Raw genomic sequence first — 15,008 nt, forward strand, 5'->3', positions numbered from 1 at the left:
AGAATATATAGGGGATTGCTCTGTTATATTTCATGTTATCTACACAACATTGAGACCCCATATCAACAGACTAGAAACATAAATTTCTTAAAGCCATACCCTTAGAGTATCACAAGTAAAGCATACAGAATCCACAAGCATTCTAATTGACAAACAGATAGAAAACCATGTAATTTCGTTTTGTAGATGCAATATCGTGTTTATTTGCAAGTTTCATGTGAGACACAAAACACAAAAATAAATATGCATACAATAAGATTCTTTATCCAATATGACCCAAATCGCTATTTTATATAAATTCTCATTCGCCCATTGTTTAGCACATAGCCTTTTCTATTTTTTAGTTTTGTTACTACATAGATTCCATCAAGATTGCGTATGAGTGTATTTTGAAAGTTTGCTACTTCTTTGGGGCTGCATGGCTTTCTCGTGCTTGCTGCTCCAGAAATAACGATTTTTGTGCTATCTTGCCAAAAAAACTTTGCTGTGTAGTCATTGCACCCAGCCTTTCCATATAGCATATCTTGCGATCTATCAAGATTAAAAGTTGCCTTTAAAGCAATATTTGCAAGTGTTGTAGCAGGCGTGCTTTCATCATCATTATCATCATCTTGATTTCTTTGTCTTAATTGCTCAAAACTTGCATTTAAATCATCAATCCTACTTGATCGCCTTTGTGTAGTAGAATCATATGTATTCGTAAAGTGTGCATTTGGATTGCTTTGTATTTGCTCTCTTGCTTGATAGGCAAGCTCTTGCGGACTTAGGACAACCTTATTATCAATTTCAAGCTTTACAATCTGATAATTACTCCCTTCAAAAATGCCCTTCATTCCAAACAAAAAGCAACCACTAATGCTACACACAATGAATAATAGAGTAAAAAAATATGTCGTTTTTATAATTTTTTGCATAGAATCCCTTATTATTGTTTAAAGCCCATTTTCTTAGAATCACCAAAAGCACTATTTTGCTCTTTTTCTACCTCTACTATAAAATCATCTAAACTAAATGTCAAATCTTTTCTTGTTGCGACTTTATAGCAAGTATTTGAAGTGATAATTTTTATCTGCCCACCACTAAGATTAAATTTGCTTAATTCCTTTGCAATTTTCTCTTTTGTCTCCTTAAAATCCGCATGTTTTGGGAAATGTAATAACCAAATTTTCTCACGCATTGCAATATCTGGCATATTAAAGCAAATCTTATAATGAAATCTTCTTGAAAATGCAGAATCAAGGCTATCAACAAGATTTGTAGTAGCAATCAAGATTCCACAAAATTTCTCAATTTGCTCTAAAAATATATTTTGCATTTGATGATACATGCGACTCGTGCTACCTGCTATATCATTGCGTGATCCTAGTAACTGATCTGCTTCATCAAGCAATAAAATAGGCTTTTCTTTTGTTGCCATAGTTATAGCATGATATTCATCAAAGATTCTACGCACATTTTTTTCACTCTCGCCAACATACATTGATAGCACTTTGGAGCAATCAAGATAGAGAATCTTCTGTCCTAAGTCCTTAGCAAGTCCATACGCACTAGAAGTTTTCCCTGTGCCACTAGCCCCATATAATAGGATTTTAGAATCTATATCAGCATGTTCTTTAATATCCCATTTATGCAATAGCTTATGCACTTTAGGATTTAAATGTTGCAATAAAATATCAAAATACTCTCTTACACTATCCTGCAAGATTACAGAATCTAAGCCCTTTTTTGGCGTAATAATGTCAAATATCTCACTCTTTGCGACCTCATCTTCAAGGTTTGCATTTTGACTAGATTTATCACACATAAGATTATTAAAAATATGCTGTGGTATGCAAAACTCTTGCTCCATAAATGAAAAATCCCCAAAAGATTCAAAACAGGTGATAATGCCACTTTTAAGTAGCTTTGCATTACTTGCAAGTAAGTTTTGCAAAATGATCTTTTCTTCTTCATTTTTACCAAGTGAGACAATCTCTTTTAATGATAGCCCAAATTCACCATTATATTGAGCTTGTGTGAGAGAGATAAAAATCAGCTTTTCATGATAATTTAGATGATGTTTTTTAAAATATTGCTGTATTTTTATTTTCTTTGTATTTTTTGTCGCATTTGTGTTAATGATATTTGCTAATGTATTATTGATGTAGTTATCACAAGATTGCGATAAGTTCGTATTAAGCACGGATTGAATCTTGTTGTATTGACGCATAAGATGTAGTCTCTTCCATTCATCTTGCAAATATTCAAGTGAGTTATTATAAATAGTATCTTTAATATCGCTATTAAACAAACGCCCATGCTCTAAAAGCTTTAAAAGATTAGGACTGACACTAATGACTGCATTACGCAACTCTAGCACACTCTCACACCTTTCTTGTGAGAATCTATCCTGTGTAGCTAACCAACCAAGCTTTATTAAATGTGAAAACTCTTTTAAATACGGCAATATTTCAAAGCCTTTTGCATAATATTTCTGCTCTAAAAATGTTTGAATGTCAATCTCATTTTCCCCACGCATATACAAAGCCACTATTTCATGCAGGATTGAAGCCTCATGTTTAGAGCAATTAAGCAGTGGAAAAACTAAGCTTTTTTCTATGGAATCTACAGAACAAAAATCAATCAAAAATCGCACAAACAACCTTTTTCTATCTCATCGCTATTTTTTCGCTTAGATTCTATCATGTTTATATCTAAAATAACTAATGTGAGATTATTTTGTAAGTCATAATACTAAATATGCATACCTTAAGAGTATCACAATTAAAAATTATTTAAAAATATTATTACTCAAAACTTTTGCCAACTCACAATATTAATGTTTCTAAAATATACATTACTAAATAGTCATATTTACATTTTGATATTTTTTCTACATTTTCTCGTTATTTTATTGCCTTTTCAGCATTTTTTTTGTAAAGTCAAAAAAGCTATGAAACATAAGCTAATCTCACTTTAAAGGATTTATATGAAAAATCAAGGAAGCAAATTCTTCAGCCGTCATTCAGGTAGCATTGTGGTAGCAGGTAGTCTTTTAGCGGCAAGTAGCCTTACTAGCCTAGAGGCAGCAAAGCTATCTGATGTGATTAATAACGCAAGTATTGATGGTTTTGCATTTGGTCGTGTGCATGCTGTTGATGGAAGAGATGGGGAGGGTGTAAGATATCAATTTCGCTTTAAGCCTACAATTACTTCAGGGGCTATTTATGGTGTGAGTGCGTCTGCTGGTCTCTTTTTCTCAAAAGGTTCTAGCACTCCCGATAACAACACAGCGGATAATGATATAGGTGGCTCTAGAGGGCAAACCATAGATTCTCTTGTGGATAGATTTAATATTGGAGACTTTTATGTTACCCTTGATGGTAAAGAAACGCTAAATACAAAAACGATTGTAAGACTAGGGCAAAGAAGTCCGGGTACACCTTTTAATGATAATAATTTAGATAGAGCACTTGGAGTTTTTGCGGAAAATAACGATTTGAGTGCTATGAATTTTGGTTTTCAATGGTGGGATAGCTGGATGGGTGATGATATTTATATTTCTCTGCCGGGCATTGATGCTAAGGGGGCTGGTATCGGCAATAATATGTTTATGGCATATATAAAAAGCGGTGCTGATTTTACAAAAGAGACAGGATTATCCTATAATCTTTGGTATGGCGGGATTCATCGATGGGTAAATGCTATGGTGTTTGGCGATATTGCTTATACTGCAAATTTTGGAAATCAAAGCTTAACACTTACAGGGCAGGTATCATACACTTCAATGGCTGATAGACCATATATTTATGGTGGCTCAAAAAGTCTTATAGGGCTATTTGGTGGAAATAGTGTATTGAATAATCAGGATTGGTATGCCAAAAATCGTGGTATGTATAATATCCGCGTTGATTACAGATATAATTTTACACAAGCAAGTGATGAAGAAGATGGAGCAGAAAAAGTTACAGGCTTCTTTGGTGCATCAGCAGGTCTTGCTGGTAGCTTTGGCGATGGCTTTGGCACACTTATTGATAATACAGGCGGATTAAAGCTTGGCGGACATTTGTGGAATAGCTACTCTGGGGCTGAGGCAAATGGCTTTGGAATCTTAGGCGTAGGTGGCTTTAAAAACTCTTCTATCATTGTGCCTTATGTAAAAGCTGAAATCGGTTATAAAAAGTTTGGTGCAGCCCTTGATGTAGCTTATGTTGATGCCTCGCATTTCTTTTATTTAAAGAAAGGTTCTACAACGCCTAGTGAAAATCTTAATAGGGATACAAGTGGTTTGTTGTATGGAAGTGGTAATCATATCAAAGCCGCACACTTCCTTGATGTTGCATTGAGTGCTACCTATAAATTTACAGATAGTATCAATATGCTTGCAGCCTATGGTTATGCGTTTGGAGACCCACAATTTGGACGATTTAGATTCCAAGTGAATTATGTATTTTAATACATAGCTAAAAATTATAAAGTATAAGCGATTTATTGCGATTTTGTTTGTTTTATACACAAGGTTACTTGTGTATAAAATCTTGCAAAAGTTACTTTGTGATACTAAGATAAAACTTCATCTCCACTTTAACTAAAATTTACTTTGCTGTATTTCATTTACTTTTGCAACTCTTATTTGCTTAGAATAAACGCAATTATTTTGTCAATCTAAATAGAATCTAAATGTGAATACGATACTCTATTATTACAGAACATCTAACATAGAAGCTAAAAAAAAGATTTTATTGCATAGCTTTTCTTGCAGGATTTGGTTTATATATAATATGGGTTTTTGATACTATCTCATGCAGTGTCTTTTTATCCTTACGCATAAAAGCAAATATCCATAAAAAGAAACAAAGCTCAATGAGCCATACAACAATAAATACAAATGCCTGCCATGCCTTTGGCGGCTTTTCTGTCCCATTTTCTACACCAAAATCTTTATCACTCACACTAGAATCAGAACACAGCATAATCTCTGCATAGCGAAAACCGGGAGTTTGCCCCTTTATCACAAAGAACAAAAAGAGTAAAAAGCAATATAATCCCTCACATAAAAAAATTGCGATTTGATTCTGTAAAAAATCCTCTTTGCCTTGCAAAAATATATATGTGGTAATGTAGAGTATAGGCATATTGAGTAAAAACATATCAGTAATAAAGGCTTTGAGACGAGCGGATAAAAAGTTGTATTTTGAAGTTTTGTTGTGAATATTGTGTAATTTTGTAGCATTTATCTTATTTTTTTCACGCGATTGACTTCCATCAAGGAATTTATTTGTATGCTTTTTTCTTGCTTTTTTCATTATATAAATCTTTAGTTAAGAATCTTTTAAGTCCGCATTATCTTGCATAGGCGTGTCATTACGCATAGCCTGTGCGACTTTCAATGCCTTGATAAAATCACCCTTTGCATTCAGCTTTCTTATATCATCTGCAAAGCTCGCATAAGTCGTATCGCCAAGTGAGATTGCAAACCATGTTGGATTCCATACATAATGCCCCAAAAATGTCTTATAATGTTTGGGAGAACCAAAGATAAATATACTCTCATCATCAAACATACATTTTTTCATATTAGTATTTTCATAACTTTCATAAACATTTATTGTGGTTATTTTACATTGATTTTCTAATAGACTAGCCATATCGTTTGCTTTATCTTTGCCGCATAAATAAAGGATATGCTTATCTTTCACATAGCTTGAAGCCAAGTTTGCAAGGGTTATACTATCACAGGCTTTTTCCGGGCAAAATAGCACATTACCACCCGCATTAATCCATGTTTCTTTCGTGCGTTTGCCAATCACAATCGCACTTTTTTCTAAGAGTAAAGACGCATACTCATGTTGAGCTATCGCCTTGATCGCATTTTTTGAAGTCAGCAAAATATAGTCAATAGATTCTAAATCTTTCTTGGTTATGCTAAAAGGCAAGATTCTAACATTTAGAAGGTTTAATATAGACACATTGTTTAATAGCCTTTTATCTATGTCTGGTATCTCTGTATCAGTTTTAAGAATATAAATCATCTCTATCCTAAGTTATGCAATTTTCTTAAATATCGGAGATATTTTGTAATGTTGCAATAATTTTATTATTGGAAAATTGAGTAACTATAAATATACAATAAACTCTGTGTAATTTTATTAAAGATAAAATATTTTATCCTAAGGCTTAGATTATTAAGTTATAATTGAATCTAAAAGGTAGTATATGCTTAGAATCTATTTATTCGTATTTGCCATATCATTATGCTTTTTTAGCTATTTATCATTTACTACAGAATCTAACATACCACAGGGTTTTGTTACGCACAAAGAAATAGAGACACAAGAAAAGCACACAGAAGAAACATTTACAATATACACACAAAAACGCATACACACAAGCTTTGCGTGTTTTCAAATAGCATTGCCAAAGGCATATATTATGCAACAAAAAGATAAAAATGCAAAAAAGATTCAGAGTGTGCAAAAGGGGCAAAAAATATGTCTAAACTTCCCACAAGATATACCAAATACTAAGCTAAAAATTACACTCAAAGAGATTGAATCTCAATGGGTGAGAGTAACACTTATGAACGATTCGGTGTTGCTTAATGGATATATCCCTATTAATGCTCTAAAAGACTGGCAAAAAATAGATTCTAAACACTTTGTAGAATCTAGTAGCGGCGGTGAGATTTTACTAGAGAATGCCCCAAAGATTATTAGTAAAAATCTTAAAAGTATAAGTGGTAGCTTTTCAATACCGCATATTTTACAAATCGCACGAGATAGGTTGGCTGTAAGCGATTGCGAAAGCGCAAGAACATGGTTAGCCTTAGCCCAGCAAGATGATAGGGAGAATTTAGCTATTTATGATTTATATGTGAAATTACTTATGTGTGAGGGGCAAAATGATGAAGCTTTAAGGCTTAAACAAAGTTTGGAATCTGTGCAGAATAAATCAGCAAAAACAAAATAAATTCAGAAATTACATTTCTTCAAACACAAAAAGGCTAAAATGCCGATTATAATGAAAGGTTATGACAAGGTGCGTAACACTCAATGGTTTTTACATTGAGAAAATTAAATATGGGAGCAGGATTATGTCGTATGTAAAAAATGCAAGTATTATGAAAAAAGGGTTTGTGGGTATCGTGCTATGCGGTGCGTTAGGTGTCAGTGCGAGTGCTGCATGTAGCAAAGCGGTATGCGTACATGGTGATGTTGGTGTCGGTGGGCTTGAAGTTGATTTTGGTGGTGATCGTAATGCCATAGTGAAAAGTAGGGGTGGATATGGTAAGCTTGGCTTAAAAATGCTTATAGTCCAAAGAGTGCAGTTGGGGTTAGCTGTTAGAATTGGTGGCGGTGTGAGTAAGCTATCTGGGGCTACACTAGCTGGGTTGGCGACAGATGATACATTTGGGTTATTTGGCGGTGATGCAAAGCTTGGCGTAAATATTGCAGGATTGAATGCACCGGTGTTTCTTAATCTTGTATTCGATGTGGATGCGTATGTCAATAGAGAATCTATCAGCAGAAGTCTTGGCATATTAGGCTTAGAGATAGAAGGTAGAGTTCCTGTATCAGAGACAACACATTTTACATATAGTGGTGGAGCTGGTATAGCAGATGGTCTGTATAAATTTCACACTACGGGCGATACAGCTTCTAATATCAAAGATGGCAGTTATGCAATCTTTGGAAGCATAGGTATTACTAAAAATATTGGTGAAAATGTGAGTTTTTATTTTAAGGGCGTCGGAAAATATTATAATTTGCAGGCTTCAAGTGGCAATACGCTTAATTTCCCTATTGCAAATGCGTGGCAAGCTGGTGCTGAAGCTGGGATAAGTTTTTAATCGTCTAAAGATTAATAAAAAGGCTTGATTGTCTTGTTTTTATGGTATAGAATCTATTATAAAGTTTATTTATCTGTATAATATGCATGATATAGGGCTATGATGGGCTTTTTACTTTTTTGGTAATGGTCCTGTTTGCATTGAATCTGCTTAACATAGATTTGCAGTAAAACATCTATTTATCATGCAAAAATAGTGGGATTAAAGTCCACTTGAGTTTTACACTAAGCAAATATAAGCCCCATATAGATTCTAGGTCTAGAAAAAATATTTACTTTAAGTCTCTTCAACTCAAGCTTTATTGCCTTATATCCATAGCTTAAAATCTATTCACCACTCTTACCACCTCTTCTGCTTGTTCCTTGCTCATAACCGGGCTAATCGGCAAAGACAACACTTCCCTATGAATCTTTTCAGTAATGGGTAAAGAGAGATGATTATATTCCTTATAGGCAACTTGTTTGTGCGGTGGGATAGGATAGTGGATAATTGTCTCAATCCCATTGTCCTTTAAATACGCTTGGAATCTATCCCGCTCTTCGCACCGCACGACAAATAAATGCCACGCGTGTCCTTCTTCACTCACGCATTCGGGCAAAACAATCTTTTTATTTGTGATATTTTCGCGGTAAAATTTTGCAATCTTGCGACGAGATTCATTATCAGAATCTAAGTGCTTGAGCTTTATCTCTAAAATTGCTGCTTGAAGCTCATCAAGGCGAGAGTTTAGCCCCTTGTAGAGATTGACATACTTTTTATGTGAGCCATAATTCCCCAATGCCCTAACTTTTTCCGCTACTTCTTTATGCTTTGTGGTTACCGCTCCGCCATCGCCTAATGCCCCCAGATTCTTCCCCGGGAAAAATGAGAATCCAGCCACATCGCCAAGTGTGCCAACCCTTTTGCCTTGATATATTGCCCCGTGTGCCTGTGCGCAATCCTCTATGATAGCAAGTTTGTGCTTTTGTGCCAGCTCCCATACCTTTTGCATCTCCACGACCTGCCCATACAAATGCACGACCAAAATCGCCTTTGTGCGAGGCGTTATGGCAGATTCTATTTTTTCTACATCAATATTGTAGGTTTGCAAACTTGGCTCAACAAAGATAGGTTTGCAGCCATTATCAGAGATAGCCAAAATTGAGGCGATATAGGTATTTGCCGGGACGATTATCTCATCATTTTCCCCTAAGCCTAGTGCCTTTATGCCTAAACGCAAGGCATCTAGTCCATTACCACAGCCTATGCAATGCTCTATCCCACAATACTCAGCAAATGCCTTTTCAAAAGCCCTGCTTTTTTCTCCTAAAATATACCAGCCAGATTCTAGCACCTCTTTCATCGCCGATTCTAACTCGTCTTTAAAACGCGAATTCATTGCCCCTACATCAAGAAATGGGATCATTGTATAACTCCTTTACGCAATAGTTTGCTTCTCAAGCGATTGTAGAGATAGAGAAAAAGTCTGTATCGCAATGTGAGATTTTGACAATGGGGGGGGGGGGGTGATTACATTATTACACGGCTGTGTAATTTTTGGTTTTGCCCCCCAATTTACAAGCATTACATTTTCCATTTCAAAAAACACATTGCGAACGCGTGGGGCAATAAGCAGTGGATTATGTGGTGCCAGAACTTAGCATACGCTCCCAAGCTCCCGTGAGATGTGACAATCACCTTGCAACGACTAAGCAGGTATAAATCCAAATAGCCTTGTTCTGGTGTATTAATATCACATATTTTAAATTGCTTATCCTTTAAAAGTGGTGCAATATGCTCTTTCACCCACGCTACATCATCGCTAAAGAGATAAAATACGCTTTTTGAATTCACTTGTGCGACAAGCTGAATAACTCTCTCAAAGTAAGTAAGACTGGTAGGCTCTCCATATACAATATGATTCTGCGATAAATCACCTCTTCTAATGTGAATGCCACACGATTGCGTATTTAGAATCTCTTGTAAAAGTATGTAAAATGGTGCGTCTTTTTGCTCTATTTCTTTAGGGCTAAAGTATGTTGCAAAGTGCCTTGCAAAATATATGTCATAATGTCTGCCTAAATAACCGCCGACATATAATGGAGGCTTGTGGGTAATGACTTTTTCATCATCAATAAAATATAATTTATTGTAGCGTTTTACCTCATCTTCAGTTGCGATTTTCATCTCTAGTTGTGGAAATGCTTTTGGCATATCAAAGGTTAAATCATAGATTCTATCATAGCCGTTTGTTGTATTATACAAGCCTTTGCCAGAAGTCTCAAACCAGCTTAAATCATATTTGACTTGATAGCCTTTTTCCTCAAAGGCTTTGCCTAGTGCGACAAAACCTATTTGACTTGCTATACCGCCATCTACTCTAATAATTATGAGATTATCTTCCATTGCATTTCCTTTACCAAATAAGCCATATAATCACGCCACATAACACAATATTCATATATAGCAATATCTTAAAAAGTTTCTTGTATTTGCGATATTTTGCCAAAGTCTTATCTGTTGTATAATGAGCTAAGTCTAAATAGGTCTTAAAATCAAAGTCATACATATCTTTCAAGCGTTTTGCACTCTCTTTTGTGCTATAAGATTCCATAATCTTATGGTAACCCCACACTTGCCTTGTTTCAATAGGCGACAACAAAGCCATTCTGCCTAAGAAATACTCTATCATATCTTCTTGCGGATTAATACCAAGTTTAGCTATTTCTTTTGCAAAGATTTTTTGAAGCAAATCTATATCTTTCATTGCTAAAAAAGTATCCATTAGCCACTCAATCTCCATATTTTCTCGTTTTATGGCTTTATCAGTTCTAGCACTCACATTACTTGTCTTTGGATCAAAACGATACATCACTAAAATATCATCAAGGATTTTTATCTCCCCATTTAAAAGTATCTTAATGTGCATTTGCGTATCCTGCTGATTACACATCGCAATATCTAAAGGATACAAAATCTCCTTAAAATCAGTTGTTTTCATTGCCATTCCGGGCGAAGTAAGATAATTCCCTCGCATAAAGAGATCATAGAGATGTTCTACTCTTGTTTTATTTTCAGATTCTCCAAATCTTTCTTTATCTTTCACCCCATTTTCATCAATTTTAATAAGGCTAGGATATATCGCTTTTATGCTTGGATTCTCGCTAAATGCCTTATAAATCACTTCTAGCGCATTAGGTGTAAGCATATCATCACTCGCACAAAATACAAGATATTCACCACTAGCATTTTCAAATGCTGTGTTTAATCCTGCGTTTATACCTTGATTATATGGGTGCTGTATAAGCTTTATTCTAGGATCTTTAAACTTTAGAATCTCATTTACATTATTATCACTAGAGCAATCATCTACAATAATAAGCTCAAAATCTTCTAAAGTTTGTTTCAAAACAGATTCTATAAAAAGCCCTACAAACTTTTCGTGATTGAAACTTGGGGTGAGAATGGAAATTTTAGGATTCAAATTTTTCCTTTAGCTATAAAGTAAGTCTAGATTATAGCGTAAATAAAGCAAGATAAACCAACAATCTCAATGTTTAACCAATATATAAATATACATAAATACTACAACACACTTTCTTGATGCTTAATTTAAGGATCGCAACTAAAATATGAGCTAATAATATAAATGACTTCTTAAAACAACGCATTCACCTTATTTATAAAATCAATAGGATCAACCTGCACTCCATTTACAAGCATACCAAAATGCAAATGCGCCCCACTCACTCTGCCTGTATCGCCACTTAAAGCCACCACTTGCCCTTTTTGCACCTTCTCACCAAGCTTCACCTTAATATCACTGCAATGATAATACATGCTAAAAACCCCCTCACCATGATCGATGACGACTGACTTACCTGCTAAAAAACGATCCTTTGCTATCACTACAATACCATCATTACTAGCCTGTATCGGCGTGCCGATTGCTGCACGAAAATCTGTGCCACCATGAAAGCTTTTTATCTCATTATTAAATACTCTCGCAGAGCCAAAAGGACTTGTAATTACGCTGTTTAAAGGCAACATAAAAGGCTTATTCCAATAACGCTTCTTTGTATATGTGCGATAGATCGCATTTGCCTCAGCAAATTCCTTTGCAATGCGATCACTCGCAGCTTTATTTGGCTTTGTCTTTGTTGTGTCTGTGATTGTGATTTTTTCTCTCTTATATGCACCTTGCACGATTTTAATGGAAAAGTCATTATTTAATCTTAGATTCTCTAAAGCTGAGCGATAGTTAATCACTACAAATGCAATCTTTTTATTAGAATCCTTTGGGTGCAAAACCCATGGGAAAACCTTATTATTTATGCGTATAACTTGTGGATTTTTCTCACTACTCACTGCAATAAAAGTTGCACCATTAGCAATCTCTATCGCACTAGACTTATTTTGTTTTGTTTTTTTTTAGTGGGCGTGTTTTCTGCGAGTTTTATTTCCTTAGATTCTGTGTCTGTTTGCAATAGACTTGTTTCAAACATGCTCTTATATTCTCGTGGCAAATCTTCTTGCTGCATATCCTTTGGCGGATTTATAGAATCTTGTGTTATAGGGCTTCTATCAATCGGGGCTCTAAAGCCCTTTTCATCTTTGGGGTTAAACCCTTTTTGTTGAATATCAAAAAGTCGTAAATCAGAATCTACTTCGCCATCACTAAAATCATTTTGAATAGCTCTCTTTTGCGACTTATTTGAATCTGGTAAAAAAAGTATAGAATCCGCATACGACATACTAACACAAAACATTACACCACAAGAAAAAGTAAAAACACATTTTGACAAATTCATAAACCACTCTCTAAAAATCTAAGATAAAGCGAACCATTATAGCATTTATATTTTAAAAACTCTAAACTATCATAAAGTTGTTTGCTGGAATGATATTGTGTTATTTTAAAGCCTATAAACTAGTATATTTGATATTTTTTTGTTATAATCCTAAGCATATCTGTATGTATTTTAGAGAAGAACTCAATATTATTTAATATGAAAATCTTTACAGACTTGCTTAATTAAAGTATGCTAATGCACTTTATGTAAGAGTTGAATATTTCTTGTATGTAGAGATTTTGATATAAAAACAGGTTATATTAAGGTTTATTAAACGAGGTGTCCTATCGATTTATATCTTGTTATACTTTGCGTTTTGGCAATGGCGGTTATTTCAGGTATTGTGCTAAGTTGGCTTAAGATTCCAACCATTATTGGCTACATTCTTACAGGTGTGCTAACGACTTATATCTTTGGCTTTCAGCTTGAAGATTCTGGTGAGTTGAATGATATAGCTGAATTTGGGGTTGTGTTTTTGATGTTTATGATAGGGCTTGATTTTAGTTTTAAAAGCCTTACTTCAATGAAGCAAGAAGTGCTAGTCTTTGGCGGCTTACAGATTGGAATCTCGATTGCCTTTTTCTATGTTGTATGTTTTTATTTTTTGGGTTTTAACTTTTCTACCTCTATCATTATTTCAAGCGCAGTAAGCCTTAGCTCAACGGCAATTGTGCTGAAGTTTTTAAATGAAAGCGCTCAAACAAAAACGCCTTATGGCATGGCTTCAGTTGGAATCTTGATATTCCAAGATATTGCAGTTATCCCAATTTTACTTATGATTAAGCTTTTAAGCGATAAAGATTCTCATCTTTCTGCCCTGCTTTTAACGACACTGATTTCTGCGATTATCGTGCTTATAGTGCTATTTTTGCCCGGACGCATTATGGCAAAACTATTCCTTCGTTTTTCGGCAAATATGAAAACAGATGAAATCTTTGTGGGTGCAGTCTTTCTAATCGTTTTAGGTGCAGCATATATAAGTAAATCTTTTGGTTTTTCTTTGGCGCTTGGAGCATTTTTGGCAGGTATGATTATCTCAAACACGCCGTATAAATATCAAGTCTCTTCAGTCCTTACACACTTTAGAGATATACTTTTAGGTGTATTTTTTATCACCGTGGGTATGCAAGTAGATATTATCTTCTTGCTTGAATATTTTGTTGTTATTCTTATCTTAGTAGTACTTATGATGGGTGCAAAAGCCTTACTCATGTATTTATTCTTATTTAGAGGACAGAGGATAGGATTAAGGATTGCATTATCTCTAGCACAAATTGGGGAGTTTTCATTTGCGATTTTCCTTTTAGCAAGTCAGCATAAAATCCTTGATTTACACCTTGATGGCGGGGTTTTAAAGGTGCTGTTTGGAGAAGAGTTTTTTGCAAGCATTACCCCAGATAAAATCTATCAGTTTTTGACACTTATGGTGATTTTTTCAATGATTGCTACACCTTTTATCTTAGATAGACTAGATAAGGTTACAAACTTTTTCTTGCGTTATCTTACACCTGTAAGCAGTTTTTTTGCACGCAGAAAAGCAGAATCCTATGACGATACAAAGGCGGATCATACAAACCACGCGACAGACCTTGAAAAACATGTTGTAGTGTGTGGTTATGGTGAGCTTGGCAAAAAAATTTTAGAGTATTTTAAGGGTTGTGATGTGCAATACATTGCTGTGGATAAAAACTATAACAAGGTGGAAGAGGCAATAAAGAAAGGTGAGCCTGTAATTTATGGTGATATTACGCGTAGGCAGATTCTAGAGCAGCTTGGCATTACTAAGTGTTCTGCGGTAATCATTGCCATAGATTCTATCGATAGTGCGCAAAGAGCCCATCAAGACATTCATGCCTTATCGCCTTATTGTAAGATTATCCTTAAGACAAAAAGCTCTAAGTTTGCTTCAGAGATTCAATCTCAAGGTGTGTATGCGGTAGTCCATGAGCGTAGGGAGATAGCAAAGATTCTAAGCGATCTAGCTCTGCAAGCAGTAGATGAGAATAAGCAGCAAGCAGATAAATAAAGTAGATTCTAAGTAATTTTATCTCATATGACTTTATAGCTCGAGATTAGAGCATTAGAATTTATTTTTATTCCATTAAGCACGACTTAATAGACTTAATATTTGTCTGTAGTCAAAATAATAAATTAGGTTTTTTATTTAAAGACACATACTTGGACATTGCCGTCTCTAGAAAAACAATACGAGAACGCTTGATATAAGATGATAAAATTTTGCTGATATAAGCAACTTATAGATTGAAAAACAGATTCCTTGCTTTTTTGTGTTTTCTAAAATTTAGAATGCGGTTGTTTTTAGCTATATAAACCCAATTTTACAAAAA

General features: G+C 34.8%; 14 protein-coding genes. 4 read left to right on the forward strand and 10 right to left on the reverse strand.

Annotated features, from left to right (window positions below; translation table 11 throughout):
• Window positions 1-284: 284 nt before the first annotated feature.
• The gene (locus tag T368_RS0102865; protein WP_004087008.1) at window positions 285-914 is read right to left on the reverse strand and encodes an META domain-containing protein; all 630 of its coding nucleotides are present in this window, start codon (window positions 912-914) and stop codon (window positions 285-287) included.
• Window positions 915-925: 11 nt separating this feature from the next.
• A complete protein-coding gene (locus tag T368_RS0102870) occupies window positions 926-2,635 on the reverse strand; it encodes an ATP-binding protein (protein WP_027338281.1) in 1,710 nt (569 codons plus the stop codon).
• Window positions 2,636-2,968: 333 nt separating this feature from the next.
• Here T368_RS0102870 and T368_RS0102875 point away from each other — a divergent pair, with 333 nt between their 5' ends.
• A complete protein-coding gene (locus tag T368_RS0102875; protein WP_027338282.1) occupies window positions 2,969-4,435 on the forward strand; it encodes a hypothetical protein in 1,467 nt (488 codons plus the stop codon).
• Window positions 4,436-4,718: 283 nt separating this feature from the next.
• Here the strand turns inward: T368_RS0102875 and T368_RS0102880 are convergent, their stop codons facing one another.
• Window positions 4,719-5,285, reverse strand: coding sequence for an RDD family protein (locus tag T368_RS0102880; protein ID WP_004087002.1), 567 nt, complete (start codon window positions 5,283-5,285; stop codon window positions 4,719-4,721).
• A 15-nt stretch (window positions 5,286-5,300) separates the two neighbouring features.
• Entirely contained in the window at window positions 5,301-6,011 is a 711-nt protein-coding gene (locus tag T368_RS0102885; protein ID WP_004087001.1) for a uroporphyrinogen-III synthase, read from the reverse strand.
• 184 nt (window positions 6,012-6,195) lie between these two features.
• On the opposite strand from T368_RS0102885, the gene T368_RS0102890 reads away from it, so the two are divergent.
• Window positions 6,196-6,948: a hypothetical protein gene (locus T368_RS0102890; RefSeq protein WP_004086999.1), complete on the forward strand. Its 753-nt coding sequence runs from the start codon at window positions 6,196-6,198 to the stop codon at window positions 6,946-6,948.
• 61 nt (window positions 6,949-7,009) lie between these two features.
• Window positions 7,010-7,828, forward strand: a complete 819-nt coding sequence (locus T368_RS0102895) for a hypothetical protein (RefSeq protein ID WP_230455632.1) — start codon at window positions 7,010-7,012, stop codon at window positions 7,826-7,828.
• Between the two features lie 319 nt (window positions 7,829-8,147).
• Here the strand turns inward: T368_RS0102895 and T368_RS0102900 are convergent, their stop codons facing one another.
• The 6 genes from T368_RS0102900 to T368_RS0102920 form a co-directional block, all read right to left on the reverse strand.
• Window positions 8,148-9,233: a DegT/DnrJ/EryC1/StrS family aminotransferase gene (locus T368_RS0102900; protein WP_004086996.1), complete on the reverse strand. Its 1,086-nt coding sequence runs from the start codon at window positions 9,231-9,233 to the stop codon at window positions 8,148-8,150.
• A 12-nt stretch (window positions 9,234-9,245) separates the two neighbouring features.
• Window positions 9,246-9,392 (reverse strand): hypothetical protein, encoded by a 147-nt coding sequence (locus T368_RS15310; protein WP_155116647.1) that lies wholly within the window; start codon window positions 9,390-9,392, stop codon window positions 9,246-9,248.
• The gene (locus T368_RS13075; RefSeq protein ID WP_004086995.1) at window positions 9,392-10,213 is read right to left on the reverse strand and encodes an alpha-1,2-fucosyltransferase; all 822 of its coding nucleotides are present in this window, start codon (window positions 10,211-10,213) and stop codon (window positions 9,392-9,394) included. Before T368_RS13075 ends, T368_RS15310 begins: the two co-directional genes overlap by 1 nt.
• A 10-nt stretch (window positions 10,214-10,223) precedes the next feature.
• Entirely contained in the window at window positions 10,224-11,291 is a 1,068-nt protein-coding gene (locus tag T368_RS0102910; protein WP_004086994.1) for a glycosyltransferase family 2 protein, read from the reverse strand.
• Between the two features lie 173 nt (window positions 11,292-11,464).
• Window positions 11,465-12,175 carry a peptidoglycan metallopeptidase Pgp3 gene (gene pgp3 / locus T368_RS0102915; protein ID WP_004086993.1) on the reverse strand — a complete coding sequence of 237 codons (711 nt, stop codon included), beginning with the start codon at window positions 12,173-12,175 and terminating at the stop codon, window positions 11,465-11,467.
• A gap of 29 nt (window positions 12,176-12,204) precedes the next feature.
• Window positions 12,205-12,618, reverse strand: a complete 414-nt coding sequence (locus T368_RS0102920; protein ID WP_004086992.1) for a hypothetical protein — start codon at window positions 12,616-12,618, stop codon at window positions 12,205-12,207.
• Window positions 12,619-12,982: 364 nt separating this feature from the next.
• On the opposite strand from T368_RS0102920, the gene T368_RS0102925 reads away from it, so the two are divergent.
• Window positions 12,983-14,686 (forward strand): cation:proton antiporter, encoded by a 1,704-nt coding sequence (locus tag T368_RS0102925; RefSeq protein ID WP_027338283.1) that lies wholly within the window; start codon window positions 12,983-12,985, stop codon window positions 14,684-14,686.
• Window positions 14,687-15,008 lie beyond the last annotated feature (322 nt).

Source organism: Helicobacter bilis ATCC 51630, assembly GCF_000686565.1.
GTDB lineage: Bacteria > Campylobacterota > Campylobacteria > Campylobacterales > Helicobacteraceae > Helicobacter_A > Helicobacter_A bilis.

What these genes read in the sequence shown, in the direction of transcription:
- T368_RS0102865 (WP_004087008.1), bottom strand. Translation starts at nt 914, where the DNA reads ATGCAAAAAATTATAAAAACGACATATTTTTTTACTCTATTATTCATT.
- T368_RS0102875 (WP_027338282.1), top strand. Translation starts at nt 2,969, where the DNA reads ATGAAAAATCAAGGAAGCAAATTCTTCAGCCGTCATTCAGGTAGCATT.
- T368_RS0102880 (WP_004087002.1), bottom strand. Translation starts at nt 5,285, where the DNA reads ATGAAAAAAGCAAGAAAAAAGCATACAAATAAATTCCTTGATGGAAGT.
- T368_RS0102885 (WP_004087001.1), bottom strand. Translation starts at nt 6,011, where the DNA reads ATGATTTATATTCTTAAAACTGATACAGAGATACCAGACATAGATAAA.
- T368_RS0102890 (WP_004086999.1), top strand. Translation starts at nt 6,196, where the DNA reads ATGCTTAGAATCTATTTATTCGTATTTGCCATATCATTATGCTTTTTT.
- T368_RS0102895 (WP_230455632.1), top strand. Translation starts at nt 7,010, where the DNA reads ATGACAAGGTGCGTAACACTCAATGGTTTTTACATTGAGAAAATTAAA.
- T368_RS0102900 (WP_004086996.1), bottom strand. Translation starts at nt 9,233, where the DNA reads ATGATCCCATTTCTTGATGTAGGGGCAATGAATTCGCGTTTTAAAGAC.
- T368_RS15310 (WP_155116647.1), bottom strand. Translation starts at nt 9,392, where the DNA reads ATGCTTGTAAATTGGGGGGCAAAACCAAAAATTACACAGCCGTGTAAT.
- T368_RS13075 (WP_004086995.1), bottom strand. Translation starts at nt 10,213, where the DNA reads ATGGAAGATAATCTCATAATTATTAGAGTAGATGGCGGTATAGCAAGT.
- T368_RS0102920 (WP_004086992.1), bottom strand. Translation starts at nt 12,618, where the DNA reads ATGAATTTGTCAAAATGTGTTTTTACTTTTTCTTGTGGTGTAATGTTT.
- T368_RS0102925 (WP_027338283.1), top strand. Translation starts at nt 12,983, where the DNA reads ATGGCGGTTATTTCAGGTATTGTGCTAAGTTGGCTTAAGATTCCAACC.